The organism is Cupriavidus sp. 05L310 (assembly GCF_056398185.1).
The window spans coordinates 56,575-78,623 of record NZ_JBFTOX010000007.1 but is presented as its reverse complement, the minus strand read 5'-3'; the positions used below and the strand labels follow the sequence as shown (position 1 = coordinate 78,623).

Genomic DNA, 22,049 nt, shown 5'->3' with positions numbered 1-22,049 from the left:
TCTTAAAACGCTTTTGATCCGACACCCCTCGCCGGCCCTGGCTGCAATCCGTTGCGTCTGCACTACAATGTAGTGTTGTAGAGCCGGAAAGCGCAGTGCCGGTCACGCATTCACAATATTGCCGCCCGCTGCAACGGGCGGTTTGGCCAGAGGACGACAAGCCGGGTGATTCCGCAATCCTTCATTCAGGACCTGCTCAACCGTGTCGACATAGTCGATGTGGTGGGCAAGTACGTGCAGTTGAAGAAGGGCGGCGCCAACTTCATGGGCCTTTGCCCCTTCCACAACGAGAAGTCGCCGTCCTTTACCGTCTCGCCGACCAAGCAGTTCTACCACTGCTTCGGGTGCGGCGCGCATGGCTCGGCCATCGGCTTCCTGATGGAGTACTCCGGGCAGTCCTACCCCGACGCGGTGCGCGAACTGGCGCAATCGGTCGGCCTGTCCGTGCCCGAGGACCGCGACCGGCTGCCGCCGGCACAGCGCGCCGAACAGCAGGCGCGCTCGCTCGCGCTCACCGACGCCATGACGCGCGCCACCGAGTTCTACCGGCGGCAACTGCGCAGCGCGCCCCAGGCGATCCAGTACCTCAAGGGCCGCGGCCTGACCGGCGAGATCGCGGCGCAATTCGGGCTGGGCTATGCGCCTGACGACTGGCAGGGGCTGGAATCGGTGTTCGGCAGCTATCGCGACGACGCCATCGCCGGCCCGCTGGTGGAAGCCGGCCTGATGATCGAAAGCGCCGAGAAGCGCGACGCCGACGGCAAGCCGCGCCGCTACGACCGCTTCCGCGACCGCATCATGTTTCCCATCCGCAATGCCAAGGGCCAGGTGATTGGCTTCGGCGGCCGGGTGATGGGGCAGGGTGAACCGAAGTACCTGAACTCGCCGGAAACCCCGCTGTTCAGCAAGGGTACCGAGCTATATGGCTTATTCGAGGCACGCCATGCGATCCGGGAAACCGGCTACGTTCTGGTGGTCGAAGGCTATATGGACGTCGTGGCACTGGCTCAGCTGGGCTTTGCCAACGCCGTGGCCACGCTGGGCACGGCCTGCACCCCCGTGCACGTGCAAAAGCTGTTGCGGCAGACCGACGCCGTGGTGTTCTCGTTCGACGGCGACGCCGCCGGGCGGCGCGCGGCGCGCCGGGCGCTGGAGGCATGCCTGCCCTATGTGGCGGATAACAAAACCATCCGCTTCCTGTTCCTGCCGACCGAGCACGATCCGGACAGCTATGTGCGTGAGCAGGGTACCGATGCCTTCGCCGCCCAGGTGCGCGACGCCATGCCACTCTCGCGCTTCCTGTTGCAGGTGGTGACGGAAGGCCAGGAGCTGCGCCAGCCAGAGGGCCGCGCCCGCGCTCAATACGAGGCCAAGCCATTGCTGCAGGCCATGCCCAGCGGCGGCCTGCGCCTGCAGATCGTGCGCGAACTGGCCGACGCTACCGGCACCACGCCTGCCGAGATCGAGGCGGTCTGCGGGCTGGCCAGCGACCCGGCGCGGGTCGGCCGCTTTGCCCAGCCGCGGCCGCGCACCAAGCGTCAGGCGCCCACGGGGCTGGAGCAGCGTGTGCTGCAATTGCTGATGTGCTATCCGCAGCTCTCCGGACGGCTCGACGCCGATAGCCGCGCGCTACTGCTGGAGGATGAACAAGCCGATGCCGAGGTGCTGTCGCACCTGGTGTCCGCGTGCGACGAGTTACAGGGTGAAGTGAATTTCGCGGCCTTTAGCGAGCATCTGGCGCAGTCGCCGTATGCCGAGGTCTACGCCAATGTGCGTGCGGCGGTACTGCGCGAAGAGATCGACGAGGAACCGGCGGAGCAGGAATTCGACGCGGCCATCGCCAAGCTGCTGGCGGGGCCGTTGCAGCGGGAACTCGCCAGCCTGCAGCAGTCGGTGGTAATGGGTACGGCGGACGAGGCTGGCAAGAGCCGGATGCGATGGCTGGTCAGCGAGATCAACCGCCGGCGCCAGTTAGGTTGACCGTCCGGTAGGTCGGTCAAGGCTTGTGGTGACAAATAGGTGAAGGTTTAGCTTGACCTTGTTGAGCTTAAGCCTTGATTTATCAGGTGAAATCCTCACCTGTTGGGAAGCCGGCTAATTGCGACGTGCTACAATAGCCGGTTTGGATAGCGAAATCTTTCTCTCCCGTTCTGGTGAAAGTGAGCGTGCCAATGGCAAAGGCCAAAGCAACCGAAAAGGTTCCCACTAATGCTCCCCAATCAGGGAGCGGCAAGGCGTCCGCGAAGACATCGGCGGCTGCGAAGACAGCCGCGTCAGTCAAGACGCCAGCCCAGCCTGTGCCAGCTAAGACTGCTCGAAGCGCCAAGGCGCCCGCAGCGTCCACCACCACCGGGACTCGCATATCCGAGAACTTGAGGCCCTCGACTTCGGCACGCGAGAGCGGCGATAGCGCCAATACAAGCGGCAAGAACGCCGCGTCTGTACCTGTGAAAGGCAAGAGTATTACCGTGGCGAAACAGCAGAATACCGAAGTCGAGAGCAAGCGAACGGCAGCGGCCAGCGCCAAGACGGGAGACGCCAAGTCAGGCGCGCCCGCGTCCGAGGACACGCCGGTTGCCACAACTTCCGCCCCCGTTGCATCCGAGCGTCCCGCCGCTCCGGCAGTCAAGCCGGAGCCGAAGAAGCGTGGCCGCAAGCCCAAGGCCGGATCGCAGCACGACGACAGCACTACAGACGACGTGACTGAAGAGCTTTACGAAGACGAGATCCCCGCCGCAGCGCCCGCGGCCGCCCCCAAGTCCGAAAAGCAGAAGGCTCGCGACCGCAAGGCCAAGGAAAAGGCTCTGCTCAAGGAGTTCGCCTCGACCCAGCAGGGCACCGAGGAAGAACTGGAGGTGCGCCGCCAGAAGCTCAAGGCGCTGATCAAGCTGGGCAAGTCACGCGGTTACCTGACGTACGCGGAGATCAACGATCACCTGCCGGACGACATGGTCGATTCGGAAACGATCGACACCCTGGTCGCCACGCTGAACGACATCGGCATCGCCGTCTACGAGCAGGCGCCGGACGCGGAAACGCTGCTGCTCAACGACAATGCCCCGTCCGCCACCAGCGAGGAAGAAGCCGAGGAAGAAGCTGAGGCCGCGCTTTCCACGGTGGACTCCGAGTTCGGCCGCACCACCGATCCCGTGCGCATGTACATGCGCGAGATGGGCACGGTGGAGCTGCTCACGCGCGAAGGCGAAATCGAAATCGCCAAGCGCATCGAAGCCGGCCTGAAAGACATGGTGATGGCGATCTCGGCGTGCCCGGTCACGATCTCCGAGATCCTGGCCCTGGCCGAACGCGTTGCCAGCGACGAGATCAAGATCGACGAGTTCGTCGATGGCCTGATCGACCCCAACGCCGAGGATGTTCCCGTGGCGCCGCCGGCGCCTGTTGCCGCGCCAGTGGCCGAGGAAGACGACGAGGAGTCGGACGATGAAGAGTCCGACGAAGACGAGGACGACGATGCCGGTGGCCTGGCTGCCTCCGCGCGCCAGCTTGAAGAACTGAAGCAGGGCGCTCTGGAAAAATTCCGCGTCATCGCCGAGCAGTTCGACAAGATGCGCCGCTCGTTCGAGAAGGAGGGCTACAAGTCCAAGGCCTACGTCAAGGCCCAGGAAGCCATCCAGAACGAACTGATGACCATCCGCTTCACCGCGCGCAACGTCGAACGCCTGTGCGACACGCTGCGTGGCCAGGTGGACGAAGTGCGCAAGCTTGAGCGCTCCATCCTGAAGATCGTGGTGGACAAGTGCGGCATGCCGCGCGCCGACTTCGTCGCCCGCTTCCCGGGTAACGAAACCAACCTCGAGTGGATCGACACGATCATCGCCGACAGCAAGCCGTACAGCGTCACCGTCGAGCGCAATGTGCCGGCCGTGCGTGAACTGCAGCAAAAGCTGATCGACCTGCAGTTGCGCGTGGTGCTGCCGCTGAAGGAGCTCAAGGACGTCAACCGCAAGATGAGCGAGGGCGAGAAGCGCGCCCGCGAAGCCAAGCGCGAGATGACCGAGGCCAACCTGCGCCTGGTGATCTCGATCGCCAAGAAATACACCAATCGCGGCCTGCAGTTCCTCGATCTGATCCAGGAAGGCAACATCGGGCTGATGAAGGCGGTGGACAAGTTCGAATACCGCCGCGGCTACAAGTTCTCGACCTACGCCACGTGGTGGATCCGCCAGGCCATCACCCGTTCGATCGCCGATCAGGCGCGCACCATCCGTATCCCGGTGCACATGATCGAAACGATCAACAAGATGAACCGCATCTCGCGCCAGATCCTGCAGGAAACCGGCAACGAACCGGATCCGGCAACGCTGGCCGAGAAGATGGAGATGCCGGAAGACAAGATCCGCAAGATCATGAAGATCGCGAAGGAGCCGATCTCCATGGAAACGCCGATCGGCGACGACGACGACTCCCATCTGGGCGACTTCATCGAAGACACCAACACGCTGGCCCCGGCCGAAGCAGCGCTGCACGGCTCCATGCGCGACGTCGTCAAGGACGTGCTGGACTCGCTCACGCCGCGCGAAGCCAAGGTGCTGCGCATGCGTTTCGGCATCGAAATGAGCACCGATCACACGCTGGAAGAAGTCGGCAAGCAGTTCGACGTCACCCGCGAACGGATCCGCCAGATAGAAGCCAAGGCACTGCGAAAGCTGCGCCATCCGAGCCGCTCTGATAAGCTTAAGAGTTTCCTCGAAGGTAGTTGATCGGTATCATGCCGGTCTGACTTTCCTGGGCCTCTAGCTCATGCCTGGTTAGAGCAGCGGACTCATAATCCGTTGGTGCCGTGTTCGACTCACGGGAGGCCCACCATTATTGAGAAAAGCCCCGCAAGTTTCTGCGGGGCTTTTTCTTTTCTGCGATGGCCTCGGCGCGTGCTCCGCCGATCCTTGCCATGCGAGCATTCAAAGCTTCTGCACGGCAGCCAGGTCGAATATCTTCGCCCAGCGCAACGCCTCCTTCCGATTCGCCATCGGTATATTCCAGCCGCCTTGCGCATTGTGTTCCAGACGCAATGCAAGCTTCCATTCGCCGCCGTTCTCCAGCGCGCTGGCGCCCGCGATATCCGCAAAAATAAACTTCGTCTGCTGGCCGTCGACGTCCAGTGCGCCACGTTTGCGCTCAGGGTCCACACGGACCTTTCCCCACGATCCCTCCAGCGACAGGATGCGTTCCCCTTTGACCGTCACGCCGTGGATCGCGCGATAGCGGCGCACCAGGCTTGCGACGAATGCAGCAAGCAGTGCCGCGCAGAACACGACGGCAGCGGTACCGGCGAGCCAGCCAAAGGCGGCGGCTACCGTTGCGTAGAGACGGACCGCGCCGTAGATGAGGGCACCGATCAATGCCAGGCCGGCGATGATGAATGGCACGTCTTTTCCTTTAAAAAAATGGAAATGAATTAACCGGCCCGCCTATGGCGCCGGATTGGATGGCCGCTGCGGCGTGACCGATGTACCGAAGGTGTTGCCCATGCGGTGGCTTGTCGCCGAATAGTTGAACAGCCCCAGTGCATTGGAGGGGCGTTCCACGATGGCTTCGGATGCCAGCTTCCGGTCAGAGGGCGGCTCCCCCGGGCCGGGCTTGGGAATCAGCTTTTGCGTCAGGCAGGTAAACGACGGGGCCCGCACGCCATCGACTTCGACCTCGACACAACTCGCCGCGGCATCCCCCATCGGTGGGGGCGCCTCCGAAGCGAGCAGGGAGCCGGCCGTCCCAAGGCTACCCACGGTCATTGCCGCAACTGCCAGCCACTTGCCCATTTCGTGCTCCGTCATCGTTGCTCGCCAAAAACGGCATTGGCGATATGCCTGAAGTGTAGCGCCGCCTTTCAGACCGCGCGGCACGTAATTTCCTATCCGCGAACACCTGCCTTTAAAGCGCATCGCCAACGCCCGCCTGCGCGCATGAAGCTTTCGTGACAAACGACAGTCGCCGCGCGGGCCGTTCGTCTAACCATTCGTACGCGGCGCTGAAATGATGACCGCTCATCATGGCCTCGCGGATGCGATCGCATGCGACTTGCCTCTGGTGGGGGCGCCGGCGCAAGGGAACGACGGCAATTGTTTCGCAAGGAATTGAGTAAACACATGCAAGGCAAGAACAAGAAAGAAGCGTCCGGGCGCTGGAGGGCGGTGTGTCTCGCGATACTGGGACTAGGGGCGCAGGGAACAGCCATGGCGCAGGCTACGGCCGATGCAGCGGCGGAGGCGCCGGCGCCTGCCGTACAGCCCGAAGCGGAACGCCGCGTCGACATCAATGAGTACATCGTGCGTGGGAACACGGTGCTGGACGCACGCTCGATCGAGCGCGCGGTGACGCCTTACCTCGGCCCCAAACGCACCATGAAGGATATCGAGGGCGCGCGCGATGCCTTGCTCGCGGCTTACCAGGCCAAGGGTTTCCAGTCGGTGTACGTGGACCTGCCCGAGCAGCAGGCTGTCGGCGGCGTGGTCTTCCTGCAGGTGAGCGAGACCAAGGTGGGGCGCGTGCGCGTGGTTGGCGCGCAATACAACTCGCCGGTGGAGGTGCGTGAGCAGGTGCCCGCGCTGGCGGAGGGCGCGGTGCCGGATTTCAACCAGGCGCAGACGGAGCTGACCGCGCTGAACCGCGGCGGGAACCGGCAGGTGATGCCGCTGGTCCGGCAGGGCACGCTGCCCGGCACGATGGACGTGGATCTCAAGGTCGACGACAGCAGCCCGTGGCGGGCTAGCGTCGGCCTGAACAACGACTACAGCGCGGACACGAAACAGCTGCGGGCCACGGCTTCGCTTGGCCACGACAATCTCTGGCAACTTGGCCACAGCGCATCGGTCAGCTTCTTTGGCGCGCCGCAGGACCTGAACCAGACGCAGGTGTGGTCGGGCTCTTATGTGGCGCCGCTGCGTGGGACCAACTGGGGCGTCGAGGCTTCTGGCTACAAGTCGGACAGCAACGTCGCGACGGTGGGCGGCACGAACGTACTGGGCAAGGGCTATGCGGTCGGCGTGAAGGCGACCTACACCGTGCCGAACACCGGCGCGTGGTGGCACGCGTTCAGCGCGGGCGTGGACTTCAAGGACAACGAGGAGGTCACGCGCCTGGGCAGCAGCGGCGACACCGTGCCGCTCAAATACGCGCCGATCACCCTGGGCTATTCGGGCTTCGGGCAGACGGAACGCGGCAGCTTTGGCCTGAACCTGTCGCTGGTCGCGGGCACGCGCAGTTTCCTCGGCTATGGCAGCACGGCGCAGCAATTCGACTACAAGCGCTACAAGGCTTCGCCGAGCTTCATGGTGCTCAAGGGCGATACCAATGGCACGTACACTTTTGCGGGGAACGCGCAACTGGGATGGCGCCTGGCTGCCCAGATCACGGATTCCCCGCTGGTGTCGAACGAGCAGATCGCCGCCGGCGGCATGAATTCCGTGCGCGGCTACCTGTCGGCCGAAACCACGGGTGACTACGGCGTGGTCGGTTCCGTCGAGATGCGCACGCCGCCGCTCACGTTCTTTACCTCCGTGGTCGAGAACTGGCGCGCCTATTTGTTCGCCGATGCCGGCCAGGTGCGCCTGCGCGATCCGTTGCCCGAGCAGCAGAGCAATTTCTCGCTCGCCTCGGTGGGCATGGGCACCACCTTCCGCCTCGGCCAGAAAGTCACCGGGCGCCTGGACCTGGGCTATCCGCTGAAGGCCGGGCCACGCACGGAGCGCGGCGACCCGCGGGTGAATTTCAGCGTCACCGCGAGCTACTGACCTTCGCTCCAGCCTCTTTTACATCCATTCCTTACGAGCTAACCGAGAACCACTGTCATGCGACGCATCCTTTTGCTCGTGCTCACGCTGCTGAGCACACTACTGCCTGACCTGGCCCATGCCTGGTGGCAGCCCGACTGGGCTTACCGCAAGCCGGTCACGATCGATGCCGGCCCCAAGGGCGGGGCGATCGGCGGCGACGCGGGCCGTACTCCGGTGCTGCTGCGCCTGCATACCGGCAACTTCAGTTTCGAAGGCGTGAGCGAGACCGGCGCCGACCTGCGCTTCGTCGCGGCGGACGACAAGACGGTGCTCAACCACCAGATCGAACAGTTCGATCCGCTGCTGGGCATCGCGCTGGTCTGGGTCGATGTGCCGGCGGTATCGGCGGGCGGCCCGCAGCAGTTGTGGATGTACTACGGCAATGCCAAGGCGCCGGCATCGGGCAATGGCCAGCGGACCTTCGACCCGGACTACACCCTCGTCTATCACTTTGCCGAGGGCAGCGTGCCGGCGCGCGATACCACGGCTTATGGCAACCATAGCCAGACCGCCGTGGTGAGCATCGATGGCACGGTCATCGGCAAGGGCGCGCAGCTCGGCGCCGCGCCGCTGGTGCTGCCGTCGTCTCCTTCGCTGGCGCTGGCCGCCGGCGCGCAGTTCGGCTTTTCCGCATGGGTACGCCCCGAGAAGCTTGGGCCGCTGCAAGTCATCTACGCCCGCCGCGATGGCGCGGGCGAACTCGTCATCGGCATCGACCAGGGCGTGCCCTTTGTGCAGGTCAACGGCCAACGCAGCAATCCCGGCCAGCCCGTGCAGGCCGGACAGTGGTCGCACCTGGCGGTCAAGTCCGATGGCAAGAGCGTGGCCCTCTATGTCGGCGGACGCCCCGCCGCGTCGCTGGCGGCCAGCCTGCCGGCCTTGAACACGCCGGCCTCGCTGGGTGCCGACACGGCTGCCGGCTCCGCACTGGCCCCTTTCACCGGCGCCATCGATGAAGTGCGCCTGTCCAAGATCGCACGCCCGGATGCGCTGATCCTGGCGGACGCCGTATCGCAGGGCGCCGAGTCGCGGCTTGCCGTATTCGGTGCCGACGAGCAGCAGGCCGGCAAGAGCCACTTCGGCTTCATCCTGGCGGCCATGCCGCTCGACGCGTGGATCGTGGTGGGCCTGCTCGGCATCATGATGGCGCTGTCGTGGGCCATCATGATCAGCAAGGGCCGCAGCTTCGGTGCGAACTCGCGCGCCAATGCCGCGTTCATGGTGCACTTCCGCCAGGCGTCCGGCGCGCCGCTGGACCAACTGGCCAAGAGCAACCGGATCCCCGAGGACGTCAAGGCGGATTCGTCGCTGTGGCGCCTGTATGAAATGGCGGTCGAGGAAATGCACCGCCGCCATCAGATGGGCTACGACCTCAATGCGGTTTCCGATGCCACCATCAGCGCGATCCGCGCGGCGATGGATGGCGTGATGGTGCGCGAGAGCGAACGCATGGCGGCCCGCATGAACTGGCTGTCGACCACCATCGAGGGCGCGCCGTACGTCGGCCTGTTCGGCACGGTGATCGGGATCATGCTGGTATTCGTCGTGGCGGCCATGGCCGGCGCGGTGGATATCAACTCGGTGGCGCCGGGCATGGCCGCGGCCTTGCTGTGTACCGCCGCCGGCCTGGGCGTCGCGATTCCCGCGCTGTTCGGCTACAACTGGCTGGCCTCTCGTTCGGATTCGATCGGCGCCGACATGGCGGTGTTCGTGGATGAGTTCGCCACGCGCCTGGCCGAAGAGCAGGGCGAGGGACGTCGCGTCCCCGCTGCCCTGCACCGGGCTTAAGGGGAGCGCGCGGCCATGGCATACGCAGCCAAGTTCGGCACCAAGAAGCGCTCGAGCGGCATCAACATCACTCCCTTCGTCGATGTGCTGCTGGTGGTGCTGGTGATTTTTATCCTGACCAGCAATGCCAGCATCCCGGGCATCAAGGTGGACCTGCCCAAGGCTAGTTCGTCGGTCGCGCTGGAGAAGCCCAAGACCAAGGCCATCACGATCGACAACGCGGGCCAGGTGTTCCTCGATGCCTATCCGGTGACGCTGCCGGAACTGGAGGAGCGCCTGCGCACGGAGAAGGCCCTGACACCGGATTTCCCCGTGATCGTGCGTGGCGATGCCGCCGTGCAGTACGCGAAGGTCGTGGAGGTGCTGGACCTGCTCAGGCGCATCGACCTGAACCAGATCGGCCTCGTCACCGGCAAGCCGGCGTGAGGAGAGTCGGGTGAAACATCGCGATCCAACTCCTCGCCCCCGGCAGCGCGCGGCCGTCCTGTGGCGCCGCTGGGGCGGGCTGCTCATCGGCGCGCTGGTGATCGTCGGGCTGGCTGTGCTGGTCTGGCGCCTGCTGTCCGATACGGCCAGCACCAGGCGCGAGGTGGCCGCCACGCCGATGCTGGTGCTGCCACCGCCGCCGCCTCCGCCGCCCGAACCCGAGAAGCTGCCCGAACCGGAGCCGGAGAAGATCAAGCCGGAAGTGGTCGAGCCCAAACCGGCGGACCCGCAGGAAGCGCCGAAGGACGACGCGCCGCCAAGCCCGTCGAAGGACCTCGGCGACCCGGTCACGATCGACGGCGCGGCGCAAGCCGGCACGGACGCTTTCGGCATCCAGGCCGGGAGCGGCGGCGGCATGACCGGCGGCGGTGGCGGACTCGGCAGCCGGTCCTATGCGAGCTATGTCTCGAATGCCTTGCAGCAGGCGTTCGCGCGCGACCAGCGTACCCGGCAACTGGCGTTCGAGGATATCCGCATCGATCTGTGGCTGGACGCCGACGGCAAGGCGACGCGCGCGCAACTGGTGCGCGGCACCGGCAACGCGCAGACCGACGAAGCCGTGCTGGCCATGGTGCGCGATTTCCGGGCCGACGAGCGGCCGCCGGCTTCGCTGCGCTTTCCGATGCGTATGTCGATCAAGGGGCGCCGGCCGTGACGATGCCCGAGGCACGTCGCCGCCTGTCCCACCTATCCCATCCCATTCTCTTGAACGAACCGATGAACCATCCAGCAATCCCCCAGCGACATCTGGGCCGTGGTGCAGCGTGGCAGACGCACGAAACAAAGGGCCGCTCCTCACACCAGGCGGCGCCCATACGCAAGACGCAGGTCCTGGCCGCGGCCATGGCGATCGCATTGCTGACGGCGAGCGGCGCGGGCCACGTGCAAGCCGCGGCGCCCGGCGACACCTCCATGGTCAGGCTGATCCGCAGCCTGATCCAGAGCGGCGCGCTGAACAAGGACGCCGGCGAGGCGCTGCTGGCCCAGGCCCAGACCGAGGCGATCGCTGCCCAGCAGGCGCAGCGCGTGGCGTCGGTGGCGCCGGCCGCTACCGCCGGCGGCATGCGCGTGGAGCCGGGCGATGTGCGTGTGCCCTATATCTCGGACACGGTCCGCGACCAGATCCGCGACGAGGTCAAGGGGCAGGTCATGGCCCAGGCGCAGGCCGAGGGCTGGGCGGCTCCGAACGAGACGCCGGAGTGGACCAAGCGCATCCGCATCGAAGGCGATGTGCGCGTGCGCGACGAATCGCGCTTCTACTCCAGCAACAACACCGATAGTGCCATCGACTGGTCGGCGATCAACCAGGGCCCGGGCTTCGACGTCAACCCGAACACCAACCTGTCGCTGCCGCCGCTGCTCAACACGCGCCAGAACCGCGTGAGCCTGCTGCGCGCCCGTGCGAGGTTCGGCGTCTACGCCGATATTTCCGAGAGCACCCGTGCGGGCATCCGCATCGCGACCGGCAATGACGACAGCCCCGTGTCCACCAACCAGACGCTTGGCGGCGGCCTTGCCAAGAAGAACGTGTGGCTCGACCAGGGCTGGCTGTCATACCGGCCGGCGGAGTGGGTCAACCTGACCGCTGGCCGCTTCGGCAACCCGTTCGTGTCGTCCGACCTGCTGTTCTCGAACGACCTGAATTTCGACGGCCTGGCGGCGCAGTTCGACAAGGCGCTGCCCAACAGGGACGTGGCGTTGTTCGGCACCCTCGGCCTGGTTCCGCTCGAATACTCCTCGGACAACTTCCCGAGCCGCAGCCAGAACAAGGCGAGCAGCGAGAAGAAGTGGCTGCTGGGCGCGCAGATCGGCGCCAGTTGGAAGGTCAACAACGACAACCGCCTGCGCGGAGCGCTGGCGTATTACGACTTCCGCAATGTCAGCGGCGAAGTGTCCCAGCCTTGCGCCTTGTACGCTGGCGCCGACAGCTGCAGCACGGACTGGGCGCGGCCGGCCTTCATGCAGAAGGGCAACACGTTGATGCTGTTGCGCAATATCGCGCTCAACCCGCTGGATCCGGCCGGCACGCCGCAGCCCCAGTACGTGGGCCTGGCTTCCAAGTTCCAGTTGCTCGACCTGAACTTCCGCTGGGAAACCAAGGTGGCCGGCAGCCTCGGCCTGCGCATGGATGCGAACTACGTCCGCAACCTGGCGTACGACGAGAACGGCATGTTCACGCGCGCCAACGGCGGCATCGTCAACAACTTCGGCGGCAGCGGCGGCACCAATCGCGCCGACTTCAAGAGCGGCGGCAACGCCTACATGTTCCAGGCCACGCTGGGCAAGCCCGTTACCGTTGCCAGGGGCGACTGGAACCTGCTGCTTGGCTACAAGCGCATCGAGCCGGATTCGATGCCGGACGGCTACAACGATTCGACTTTCCACCTGGGCGGCACCAACGCGCGCGGCTATTACGTGGGCGGCTCGTACGCTGTCGACAAGAACACCTGGTTCACCGGCCGCTGGACGTCGACCAAGGAAGTCTATGGCCCGCCGCTGGCAATCGATATCTTGCAGGTCGAGATCAACACGCGCTTCTAGGAGGGATACCGTGTCATCCACATCATGCCTCCGAGGCGCCTGGCGTCCGCTGGCGCTATGCGCCAGCCTCCTGATGGCGGGGGCAACCGCCCACGCCCAGCAGGCCCAGACCATGGAAGAGCGCTTGCGTGCGCAGCTGCGCATCACGACCACGCAATTGCAGCAGGCGCAGAACGAACTGGCTGCGCTCAAGGCCGGCGCGCCGCAGGGCGGCGGCGCCGTTGCGCCCGCCACGGATTCCGAGGCACTCCGGAAAGACCTGGAACGCACCCGCGCACAGCTCGCGGCCGAGCGCCAGGAGCGCGAAAGGCTGAGCGACAGGAACCAGCAAGGAAAGCAGCAGGCGCAAGCCATCGCGGAGAAGGCGAGCGCGCAGGTCGCCCAGTACCGCAACGCCTACGACGAGCTGCTGAAGCTGGCGCGCGCGGCGGAGGCCGAGCGCCAGCGGCTGACCGTCGAGGCCACGTCGCGGAACACGGCGATAGCCCGATGCGAGGCCAAGAACGCGCAGTTGTACGCCGTCGGGCAAGAGATCCTGCATGCGTATGAGACGGTCGATATCGGCGCGGTGATGATCGCTCGCCAGCCCTTTGCCGCGCAGAGCCGGGTCAAGTTCGAGCAGATCGCACAGGAGTATGGCGACAAGCTCTACGAAGGGCGCTTCTCGGCCGCCGGCGCGGCTCAGGCCGCGCCGGCGGCGAGCGCCTCGACCGATGCCAGGGCGGCGACAGGCGCGCCGGAGGCTGCGCGCCCGTGACCCGCGAATCCAGCAGCAGCCCGTGCATCGCGGTGGCGCCGAGCCTGCTGTTGCTGGGGCGCGAGTGCTTTGTCATGTTGCTGCGCTGTAATGAGGAACGCACGGCTGTGCGTGGGCCGGGCGGCGCCGCCGGTTCCCGCGTCTGCGCGCCCGCGCGTCCGGAGAAAAGGGTACCTACGCAGATGAATCGATTGAAATTGCATGTCCAGGCCGTGCTGCCTCCGGTGCGTACGGCCATCGGCATCTTGCTGGCTTCCTGGCTGAGCGCGGCACCCGTGCAGGCGGCGGAACCCGCCGCCGCCCCTGTCGTGGCACGCCTCGGTACGATCACGGTAGGCCAGGACGATGTGGCTCGCTTGCTGCAGGGCTTGCCCGACGCGGACCGGGCCGCCGCCAGGAGCAACCGCGCGGGCATCGAGAACTGGCTGCGCCAGCGCCTGGCCAGCGAAGCGCTGCTGCGCGAGGCGCAAGCCAAGGAATGGGCGGACCAGCCGGAGGTGAAGGCGCGCGTGGACGCCGCCGTGCGCGAGATTTCCGCGCGGATCGTATCCACCACCTACCTGGAGTCGGTCACGCAGGTGCCGGCCGGCTATCCGTCCGAGGCCGAGGTCAAGGCGGCTTACGAAGAGGGCAAGGTGAACTTCCAGGTGCCAGCGACGTATCGCGTCGCGCAGATTTTCCTGGCAACCAAAGCCGGCGATGCGGCTGCCACCGCCAGGGTTCGCGATGAAGCGCGCAAGCTGGCCGGGCAGGCACGCCAGGGCGATTTCGCCGCCCTGGCCAAGCGCCATTCGCAGGATGCCCGCGGCGCGGAGCGCGGCGGCGAAGTCGGCACGCTGCCGCTGGCCCAGATGCTGCCGGAAGTGCGCGATGTTGTCGCCAGGCTCAAGGCCGGACAGGTCAGCGATCCGGTGCAATCGGACGCGGGCTTTCATGTGGTGAAGCTGCTGGATTCGCAGCCCGCCCGTACCGCGGCGCTGGACGAGATCAAGTCCCAGCTGGTGGCGGCGATGCGCCAGCAGCGCCAGCAGCAGCTTGTGCAGGCCTATCTTGCCAAACTCACGCAAGCGGGCACGTTGAGCATCGATACCGCCGCGCTGGACGCGGTGCTGCAGAAAGTGAACTGAAGCCGCGGGTCGGGGCGCATGTTGCCCCGGCCAGCCACCTATCCTCCTTCCCATTCAAGTTTCAGGAAATACCATGAACGCAAATGCCAACCAGGTTGAAGTCGCAGAAGACACCAAGCCCGCCCTGCTAATGGCGGCCACTTCCGACCAGGTCGCTGACGCCATCAAGGCCGCCGGATGCGCCGTGGCGGCCATCGAGCAGGACGGCGTGCCGCGCCTGCACAGTGCCAGCCATGGGGTCGGCTTCCAGGTCCTGTGGGGCAATTCGGTAACGCCGGGCGAGTACCTGGACTTCACGCTGAGCTGCCCGCTGCGGGTGCAAGGTGGTGCCCTGCCCGAGGGCGTGCTTGGCGACTGGCATCGCGCAAAGCGCTTCGCACGCGTCGCGCAGCATGGCGAATTCCTGGTCCTGGAAATGGACGTGGTGATCTCCGGCGGCGTGGGCCCCGACTATCTCACCGTGGCGATGCAGCTGTGGATGCAGATGATGGGGCAGTTCTTCCTCCATCTGCGCAACTTCCAGCCCGCCGTGTCCGACGCGCCTGCAGACGGGCAAGCGCTGGACACCGGCGCCGCCGTGCTGGCGGAAGAGGAAACTGCCTCCCCGTGACGTTGCGCGCGATGGTGATCTGACGTACGGCCTGCCGTCAGCCGGGGCGGGCCGGTGCATCTCCAATGTTTCACCCAGCAGGCTTTTTGTATCGAGGTCGTCACGTCCTGGTGCCACGATGGCGATTTCAACATGGTGCCGGTGACTTGCCGACGCTTCGAGGTCCGGCACCTGGCGGACAAGGTCTGCGTGACATGTATCGAGGGGGCGCTGAGGGTGGAGCATCCGGCCGGCAACCGGGTGCTGCAGGCACGCCAGCAGACGGTCTATGACGATGTTGCCGCCGGCGGCGTTGCGCGGATCGAACCGGCTGGCGTTTCGGCATGGCGGAACGGTGAACTGGTGTTTAGCCAGGCGCGGCTGATCGATGTGCTTGACGAGATCAATCGCTACCGGCGCGGGCGTGTGGTGCTGATGAATGCTGCTGTGCGTGACAAGCCTGTGAGTGGGAGTTTTTTTATGGCGTCGCTGGATCTTGCGCTGGCTCAGTTGCAGCATACTTTTGATTTGCAGGTCAGGTTGTTGCCTGGTGGGTTGGTTGTTTTGAGTTGAGGTTTGGGTGGGGTTTTGTCTGGGTGTTTCTGGTTGCTGCTGACGTTTGGGGGCGGGGTTTTATTGCTTCTAGCAGCTAGAAGCAATAAAACCCCGCCCCCAAACACCAATCTGCACCAGCAGCCAGCAGCGCGGTTGAGCAGCGCGACGCGCCGCTCAACCGCGACCGCAAGGGCCTCAACAGCAACGACATCTGGATCGACTGCCGCGCGCTGGCGCAAGTGCGGGTACGGGCGCTGATGCGCATGGCATATGAAGTTTCTGTGACAAACGACATCTCCGGCCAGTGAGTTCCGTCTCAGTATGACGGCGTGCGGACCCTCGCAGCCGAGCGTATGCCATGACGACAGACAGGAACTCCGATGTATTCCCCCATTGATCCAAGCCGGCAGTCCAGCCCCGTCGCCCGCAAGCGGGACGCGCCGCGGCAGTTCTGGCGGCGCCTGCGCCGTACCCTGGGGCTGGTGGACCTGGGCGCGGTGTCCTCCGCCTCCGGGCAGGCGCCCGCGCAGCCGTTTCCGCAGCACTGGATGCGCTATGCGCAACTGGCCAGCACGCAGTTGCAGGCGCGGCTGGACGACCATGCCGACGCGGCGGCGCTGCGCTTGCAAGGCTGGATGCAGGATCGCTTGCTGCCGCGGCAGGCCGCACCGCACCCGGCCGCGTCGTTGGTGATGCGCGTATGGCTGGCGCCCAGCGGCCGGGTCGAGCGCGTGGAGTTCGACTCGCTGGGCAATGCGCAGGCCGATGCGGACCTGCGCGCCGTGCTGATGACGCAGGCCTTGTCCGAGCCGCCGCCGCCGGATATGCGCCAGCCGATGGTGATGGAGCTTGCGCTGGATTTCCCAACGGCCAGTTGACGTGGCGGACGCTTTCGAACCAGGCCGCAGCCGCGCCATGCGTTGCGCGCTGGCGGCTGCCTCGGCGGCGCTCCTGTTTGTGCTGGCGACCGGCACCGCCGGATGCGCGCCGCTGCAGGCGGCACCCGATTTCTCGCGGCTGGTTCGGGAGAATGGCCCGGCCGTGGTCAACATCGGCGTCGCGCGCGAGGCGTCGCCCGCGCGTCTTTACGCCGATCCGCCGCGCGGGCGTTCCGCCGGCGTCGTGCCGCGCCAGGACAACGTCGACGAGACCAGCCTGGGCTCCGGCTTTATCCTCAGCGGCGACGGCTACATCCTCACCAACGCGCACGTGGTCGCGCGCGGCACGCAGGTCAGCGTGAAGCTGACCGACCGGCGCGAGTTCAAGGCGCGGCTGGTCGGGCTGGATACCGTGGCCGATGTGGCCTTGCTCAAGATCGACGCGACCGGCCTGCCGACGGTGAAGATCGGCGATCCCGCCAGTGTCGAGGTCGGCAACTGGGCACTGGCCATCGGCTCGCCCTATGGCTTTTCCAACTCGGTCACGGCCGGCATCGTCAGCGCCAAGGGCAGGGTGCTGCCGGGCGCCGAGTACATGCCCTTCCTGCAGACCGACGTACCGGTCAATCCCGGCAACTCCGGCGGGCCGCTGTTCAACCTGAAGGGTGAAATGATCGGCATCAACTCCCGCATCTACAGCCGCAGCGGCGGCTACCAGGGCTTGTCGTTCGCCATCCCGATCGATGTGGCCATGCGCATCAAGTACCAGTTGCAGAGCAAGGGCGCGGTCACGCGGGGCCGCATTGGGGTGGCGGTGCAGGAGGTCACGCAGGCCCTGGCCGATTCGTTCCGCCTGCCGCGCCCGGCGGGGGCGCTGGTGAGCTATGTGCAGCCGGGCGGCGCCGCCAGCCGGGCCGGTGTGAAACCGGGCGACGTGATCCTGCAGGTGGGCCCGCGCGACGTCGCGCAGTCCGCCGATGCGCTGATCTTTATCGCGGACCTGCCGCCTGGCGCGGCAACGCCGTTCAGGATCTGGCGGGAACGTGCATCGCTGGTGCTGCATGTGACGCCCGATCGCTTCGACGCGCCCAGGGTCGCACGGGTTGCCGCGCCGGGCCATGCGCCGCTGGGCATGATGGTCAGGCCGCTGTGGCCGCAGGAGCGGCAGGTGCTGCGCATCGATGGCGGCCTGCTGGTGCAGCGCGTGAACGCGGCAGCATTGCGCGCGGGCGTGAACACCGGCGACGTGATCCTCGCGCTCAACGGCCAGCCGGTCGACAGCGTGGAGGCGCTGGCCGAAGAAGTGAGCGCGGCGGAAGGCGCGGTGGCGCTGCTGGTCCAGCGTGGCAGCGCGCGGCTCTTTATCGCCATCGAGACGCAGCAGCCGTCCGGCGCCGGGCAAGAGGAGTGAGCCATGTCACGGCAATCCTTGCCATGGAGTCACGGCGGCGTCACATTGGATCCCTACGATGCGGACCGGTATGTGGTCGGGCGGTGCGTCCGGCCCAGCATGGATTCCTCAACGGACAGGGCATTGGATCGTGATGGCAAGCTTGGTCGCATCCCCCGGTGCGCGTGCACTGGTCTGCTATATGGCGGTCCTGGCTCTGAGCCTCGCCGGCCAGCAGGTCCACGCCGGGCAGCCCGCCACGGAGATGGCATTCGACCTGCCGGCCCAGCCATTGAAGCAGGCGCTGGCGCAATACGATGCGCAGACCAGCCTATCCGTTTTCTTTTCCTCCGAGCTTGCTGCGGGGCGAACCTCGAATGCCGTTCACGGGAGCTACAGCCCGGAGGCGGCGCTGCGCAAATTGCTGGAGGGCACGGGACTGAACGTGCAGGCAACGGCGGCCGATGCCTTCGTGCTGGTGCCCGGCGCGCCCAACCCGGACATGGCCGTGGCCCAGCCAGCGGCCAGTGCCCAGCGGCAATACGAAGGCACGGTGCAGTCGCAGATCTACCAGGCGCTGTGCGCGCGTACCGCCCTTGCGCTCGGGGATTACCGGCTGGCGCTCTATGTGCAGATCAACGCGTCCGGCCATGTGCAGCGCGTGCGTCTGCTGGACACCACGGGAGACAAGGCACGCGATGCGGCCATTGTCGAAACCGTTGAGCGCGTCGACCTGGGCCAGCCGCCGGCGGACCCGGCAAAAGCCTTCGTGCTGCTGGTCAAGCCCGTCCGCTGCGATACGGCAGCGGCGCAGTCCGGACCGTGCAGGCTCCCCTGCGGCCGGCAGGCGAGCCGATAGATGAGCCGATAGATGAGCGACTCCAGCCGTTCGACCTTGCGCGACCTTCTGGCCCAGCGCTACGAGGACCTCAAACGCCGCCTGACGTGGCGGCTGGGTTCGGCCGAACTCGCCAGCGACGCGTTGCACGACACCTGGGTACACCTGGAAGAACGCAATGAACAGGGCGAGCCGGTCAAGAGCCCCGCCGCCTACCTGATGCGCATGGCCACCAACCTGGCGCTGGATCGGCTGCAGCGTGACCGCCGCTACATGAGCGCGGAAGAAGTGGAGACGCTGATGGCCGAGATCGCCGACCCGGCCCCGGGCCCGGCGCAGACCGTGGCCGCACGCGACGAGGTGGAAGCGGTGGCCCGTCTCATCGAGAGCATGCCGCCGCGGCGGCGGGCCATCTTCCTCGCGGTGCGCGTCGATGAACTGTCGAACCAGGAGGCCGCGGTGCGCTTCGGCGTGTCGCCGCGCCTGATCGGGCTGGAGCTGAAACGGGCGCATGAATACTGCATGGCGCACCTGCCCAAGCATGGATGAAAAAAAGCATGCCGATCTGTTGCTTCCCAACCGTCTTGTCTATGTGTGCAGGCAAACCACGGTGGCGGCTCGCTTGATGCCATGATACGAACGATGAATCTTCCGGGACAACAGGACAGGGCGCTGGATGCGGTCGAGCGGCAGGCGCTGGCCTGGGTGCGCCGCGCGGCGGCGGGCGAGATGACGCCGGCCGACGGCGCGGCGCTCAGGCGCTGGTGCATGGCGGACCCCGCGCACAGGGCTGCGTTTGCCGTGGCACGGCAGCGATGGGAGCAACTGGGCGAGGCCAGCCATCTGGTGGTGGCGCGCAACCCGGCCAGCCGGCGCATTGCCGGGACGCGGCGCGCGCCGGACTGGCAGCGGCGCGCATTCCTCGGCGGCGCCATGAGCGCGGCGGCAGCGGCGGCGACGGTGGCCGTCGTCCAGCCGCCGCTGGGCCTGTGGCCTTCCGTGGAGGAGATGCGGGCGGACTACCGCACCGCGACCGGCGAGCAACGCCGGCTGGCTCTGGCCGAGGACGTCACCGTCGAGCTGAATACGCGCACCAGTATTGCCGTGCGCTCCGGAGCGGGGCGCGTGCAGGGCATCGACCTGATCTCTGGCGAAGCCGCTGTCGATACCCTGAATGCGCCGCGGCCGTTCGCGGTCGTCGCCGGGACGGGGCGCGCGTTTGCGCAGGGCGCCAGGTTCGAAGTGCGGGTCACGCCTGCCGGTGTGTGCGTGACGTGCGTCGAGGGGACGGTGCAGGTGGCGCATGCCGCGGGTGTCGCGACGCTGAGCGGCAAGCAGCAACTCACCTACGATAGTGCTGCGCTCGGACGGATTGTGCGTGTCGATCCGACGTGGATGCCGGCTTGGCGGGATGGCTACCTGCGGTTTGCCGATGCGCCGTTGCGTGAGGTGGTTGAGGAGATTAATCGGTATCGGCCGGGGAGGGTGGTGTTGCTTGATAAGCAGGTGGCGGCCAGGCATGTGACGGGGCGTTTTCAGATCCGGTCGCTTGATAAGGCTATTGCGCAGATGCAGCGGTCGTTGGGGTTGGAGGTGAGGTGCGGCGTGTGTCAAGGTAGTTGTCGCCTCAGCCGTTACGCTGCTTGCTTGTAATTCTCTGCGTTTTTCTGCGCTCGCTCCGGGTTCAGGTACACCGCATCTGGGAGTTCCCAGTTGCGGATGCCCGCGCTCCAACGCTGCGGATTCCGGGCGCGCGCGGCTTCATACAGCGCCGTTCTCTGCGCCAACAGTGCGGTAGCTTTGCCCTGATGCCGCTGGYTTGGCGTGACGTATTTCAGGCCGCTGTGTCGGTGCTCGTCGTTGTACCAGCGCACGAAGCGCAACACCCAGTCACGCGCTTGTTCCAGGCTATCGAACGGGCGCTCCGGCCACATYGGGCAGTACTTCGCCGTACGGAACAACGCTTCGGCATAGGCGTTGTCGTTGCTCACCCTAGGCCGGCTATAGGACGGCACCACGCCTAGGTCATACATCGCTGCCAGCATGGTGGCCCCTTTCATGGCCTTGCCGTTGTCCGAATGCAGTACCAGCGGACGACCTGCCGTTTGCTCCCGCAARCAGCCGTGCATCAGCAGRCGGCTGGCGTGCTCAGCCGTCTGGCTCTCATGCACCTCGTTGGCTACCAGCTTGCGGCTGTAGATGTCCTTCATCATGTACCAGTAGAAGAACTTGCCCTTGACCGTGGTCGGCAGCCAGGTGATGTCCCAACACCACACCTGGTTCGGACCCGTGGCCCGRTGCGTCGTCRGCGGGCGCGTGCACGGGGCCTTGCTGCGGCCACGCCGACGGCTTTGTCCCGCTTCATGCAGCACCCGGTAGATCGTCGATACCGATCCCACGTAGATGCCCTCATCCGCCAGCTTTGGCACGATCTGGTGCGGCGTCAGGCTCGCGTAACTTGGCTGGTTCGCCGCCCTCAGCACCGCCTGCCGTTCTGCTTCGCTGAACTTGTTAGCCGGTGCCTCGCGACACGCTTCCAGCCGCCCGTCGGCGGGGGCGTGCCGCCAGCGCTGCAAGGTCCGCTCGGTCAAACCAAGCGCCTCGCAGGCCTTCTCCTGCCGGGCCCCGGCACTCACCGCTTCATCGATCAACTCTATGGCTTCCAAGCGATCCGGGGTGCTGATCAGTCTTCCTCGTCCCGTCCCCAGATCGCTGCGGCTTTTTTTTGCAAGACCAGCAGTGCCGCCGTCTCCGCAAGCGCCGCATTCTTGCGCTTGAGCTCGCGTTCCAGCTCACGCACTCGCCTGCGCGCCGCTTCGTCGTCCCGCCGCTGCGCCAGCGTTCGCTTGACGGGCGTAGCCGCATTGGCCTGCTCGCACGCCTCACGCCATTGCTGAATCTGCTCCGCCTCTGCTCCACCACCCATTCCCGATGCTCGGTTGCATATCGTGTCATCACCTATTCGCACACCGCCCTCCATTTTGCTTCACTAAGGAAACGGAGGCGACAAGTATCCTGACATGGAGGGCGAGTAAAGAAAAGTGACACCTCCGTGTGCGAAAACGGCCAACYMCGTACAGCCGCGACAGCAGCTASAAGCAATAAAACCCCGCCCCCAAACGTCAGCAGCAACCAAAAGCCCCCAACACCCCCCCACCCCCTACCCCCCATCCCCCTGTCACGAAATCTTCAAATAAAACCTTGCCGATTCCCCCGCCCCCAACGGTCTAGATCCCAGGAGCATCGACAGCAAACCGTCGGTGGACACAATCGCAGGACCGGTTCGCCAGGCAATACACGCGAGCGGGAC

General features: G+C 65.9%; 21 protein-coding genes and 1 tRNA gene. 17 read left to right on the top strand and 5 right to left on the bottom strand.

The window, feature by feature from the left end:
• Positions 1 to 165: 165 nt before the first annotated feature.
• Complete coding sequence (dnaG, locus tag AC1DS6_RS06385; protein ID WP_441631552.1) at positions 166 to 1,980, top strand: DNA primase; 1,815 nt, start codon at positions 166 to 168, stop codon at positions 1,978 to 1,980.
• Between the two features lie 82 nt (positions 1,981 to 2,062).
• Here dnaG and AC1DS6_RS06380 read toward each other — a convergent pair whose 3' ends face one another.
• Positions 2,063 to 2,458: a hypothetical protein gene (locus AC1DS6_RS06380; RefSeq protein WP_441631550.1), complete on the bottom strand. Its 396-nt coding sequence runs from the start codon at positions 2,456 to 2,458 to the stop codon at positions 2,063 to 2,065.
• Between AC1DS6_RS06380 and rpoD the strand changes: the two genes are divergently transcribed.
• A complete protein-coding gene (gene rpoD / locus AC1DS6_RS06375) occupies positions 2,448 to 4,721 on the top strand; it encodes an RNA polymerase sigma factor RpoD (RefSeq protein ID WP_035866396.1) in 2,274 nt (757 codons plus the stop codon). The genes AC1DS6_RS06380 and rpoD overlap by 11 nt on opposite strands.
• 27 nt (positions 4,722 to 4,748) lie before the next feature.
• Positions 4,749 to 4,827, top strand: a tRNA-Ile gene (locus tag AC1DS6_RS06370).
• Positions 4,828 to 4,919: 92 nt separating this feature from the next.
• On the opposite strand, the gene AC1DS6_RS06365 is transcribed toward AC1DS6_RS06370, so the two are convergent.
• Both AC1DS6_RS06365 and AC1DS6_RS06360 read right to left on the bottom strand, forming a co-directional pair.
• Positions 4,920 to 5,387, bottom strand: coding sequence for a hypothetical protein (locus AC1DS6_RS06365; RefSeq protein WP_441631546.1), 468 nt, complete (start codon positions 5,385 to 5,387; stop codon positions 4,920 to 4,922).
• A 42-nt stretch (positions 5,388 to 5,429) separates the two neighbouring features.
• Positions 5,430 to 5,792: a hypothetical protein gene (locus tag AC1DS6_RS06360; protein ID WP_477102290.1), complete on the bottom strand. Its 363-nt coding sequence runs from the start codon at positions 5,790 to 5,792 to the stop codon at positions 5,430 to 5,432.
• Between the two features lie 399 nt (positions 5,793 to 6,191).
• On the opposite strand from AC1DS6_RS06360, the gene AC1DS6_RS06355 reads away from it, so the two are divergent.
• From AC1DS6_RS06355 to AC1DS6_RS06290, 14 genes are all read left to right on the top strand, one after another.
• Positions 6,192 to 7,748, top strand: a complete 1,557-nt coding sequence (locus AC1DS6_RS06355) for a ShlB/FhaC/HecB family hemolysin secretion/activation protein (protein WP_477102289.1) — start codon at positions 6,192 to 6,194, stop codon at positions 7,746 to 7,748.
• Between the two features lie 57 nt (positions 7,749 to 7,805).
• Positions 7,806 to 9,578 carry a DUF2341 domain-containing protein gene (locus AC1DS6_RS06350; protein WP_035866386.1) on the top strand — a complete coding sequence of 591 codons (1,773 nt, stop codon included), beginning with the start codon at positions 7,806 to 7,808 and terminating at the stop codon, positions 9,576 to 9,578.
• A 15-nt stretch (positions 9,579 to 9,593) separates the two neighbouring features.
• Complete coding sequence (locus tag AC1DS6_RS06345) at positions 9,594 to 10,004, top strand: ExbD/TolR family protein (protein WP_035866382.1); 411 nt, start codon at positions 9,594 to 9,596, stop codon at positions 10,002 to 10,004.
• A 10-nt stretch (positions 10,005 to 10,014) separates the two neighbouring features.
• Entirely contained in the window at positions 10,015 to 10,719 is a 705-nt protein-coding gene (locus AC1DS6_RS06340; protein WP_441631538.1) for an energy transducer TonB family protein, read from the top strand.
• 188 nt (positions 10,720 to 10,907) lie between these two features.
• Positions 10,908 to 12,605: a putative porin gene (locus AC1DS6_RS06335; protein ID WP_477102288.1), complete on the top strand. Its 1,698-nt coding sequence runs from the start codon at positions 10,908 to 10,910 to the stop codon at positions 12,603 to 12,605.
• A gap of 10 nt (positions 12,606 to 12,615) precedes the next feature.
• A complete protein-coding gene (locus AC1DS6_RS06330; RefSeq protein WP_477102287.1) occupies positions 12,616 to 13,362 on the top strand; it encodes a hypothetical protein in 747 nt (248 codons plus the stop codon).
• Positions 13,359 to 14,489, top strand: coding sequence for a peptidylprolyl isomerase (locus AC1DS6_RS06325; RefSeq protein ID WP_441631532.1), 1,131 nt, complete (start codon positions 13,359 to 13,361; stop codon positions 14,487 to 14,489). The genes AC1DS6_RS06330 and AC1DS6_RS06325 overlap by 4 nt, the downstream gene beginning before the upstream one ends.
• A gap of 73 nt (positions 14,490 to 14,562) precedes the next feature.
• The gene (locus AC1DS6_RS06320; RefSeq protein WP_441631531.1) at positions 14,563 to 15,099 is read left to right on the top strand and encodes a YbjN domain-containing protein; all 537 of its coding nucleotides are present in this window, start codon (positions 14,563 to 14,565) and stop codon (positions 15,097 to 15,099) included.
• Between the two features lie 132 nt (positions 15,100 to 15,231).
• Complete coding sequence (locus AC1DS6_RS06315; protein ID WP_441631529.1) at positions 15,232 to 15,651, top strand: FecR family protein; 420 nt, start codon at positions 15,232 to 15,234, stop codon at positions 15,649 to 15,651.
• Positions 15,652 to 16,013: 362 nt separating this feature from the next.
• The gene (locus tag AC1DS6_RS06310; RefSeq protein WP_477102286.1) at positions 16,014 to 16,511 is read left to right on the top strand and encodes a YbaB/EbfC family DNA-binding protein; all 498 of its coding nucleotides are present in this window, start codon (positions 16,014 to 16,016) and stop codon (positions 16,509 to 16,511) included.
• 37 nt (positions 16,512 to 16,548) lie between these two features.
• Positions 16,549 to 17,922 carry a trypsin-like peptidase domain-containing protein gene (locus tag AC1DS6_RS06305; protein WP_477102285.1) on the top strand — a complete coding sequence of 458 codons (1,374 nt, stop codon included), beginning with the start codon at positions 16,549 to 16,551 and terminating at the stop codon, positions 17,920 to 17,922.
• A 133-nt stretch (positions 17,923 to 18,055) separates the two neighbouring features.
• Entirely contained in the window at positions 18,056 to 18,760 is a 705-nt protein-coding gene (locus tag AC1DS6_RS06300) for a secretin and TonB N-terminal domain-containing protein (protein WP_441637606.1), read from the top strand.
• Between the two features lie 12 nt (positions 18,761 to 18,772).
• The gene (locus tag AC1DS6_RS06295; protein WP_035860935.1) at positions 18,773 to 19,288 is read left to right on the top strand and encodes an RNA polymerase sigma factor; all 516 of its coding nucleotides are present in this window, start codon (positions 18,773 to 18,775) and stop codon (positions 19,286 to 19,288) included.
• A 93-nt stretch (positions 19,289 to 19,381) separates the two neighbouring features.
• Positions 19,382 to 20,392: a FecR family protein gene (locus AC1DS6_RS06290; protein ID WP_477102284.1), complete on the top strand. Its 1,011-nt coding sequence runs from the start codon at positions 19,382 to 19,384 to the stop codon at positions 20,390 to 20,392.
• On the opposite strand, the gene AC1DS6_RS06285 is transcribed toward AC1DS6_RS06290, so the two are convergent.
• Together AC1DS6_RS06285 and AC1DS6_RS06280 are read right to left on the bottom strand one after the other, a co-directional pair.
• The gene (locus tag AC1DS6_RS06285) at positions 20,374 to 21,423 is read right to left on the bottom strand and encodes an IS3 family transposase (protein ID WP_477102344.1); all 1,050 of its coding nucleotides are present in this window, start codon (positions 21,421 to 21,423) and stop codon (positions 20,374 to 20,376) included. The two genes, AC1DS6_RS06290 and AC1DS6_RS06285, sit on opposite strands and share 19 nt — an antisense overlap.
• On the bottom strand, positions 21,423 to 21,665 hold the full coding sequence (locus AC1DS6_RS06280; protein ID WP_477102283.1) for a hypothetical protein: 243 nt from the start codon (positions 21,663 to 21,665) through the stop codon (positions 21,423 to 21,425). Before AC1DS6_RS06280 ends, AC1DS6_RS06285 begins: the two co-directional genes overlap by 1 nt.
• Positions 21,666 to 22,049 lie beyond the last annotated feature (384 nt).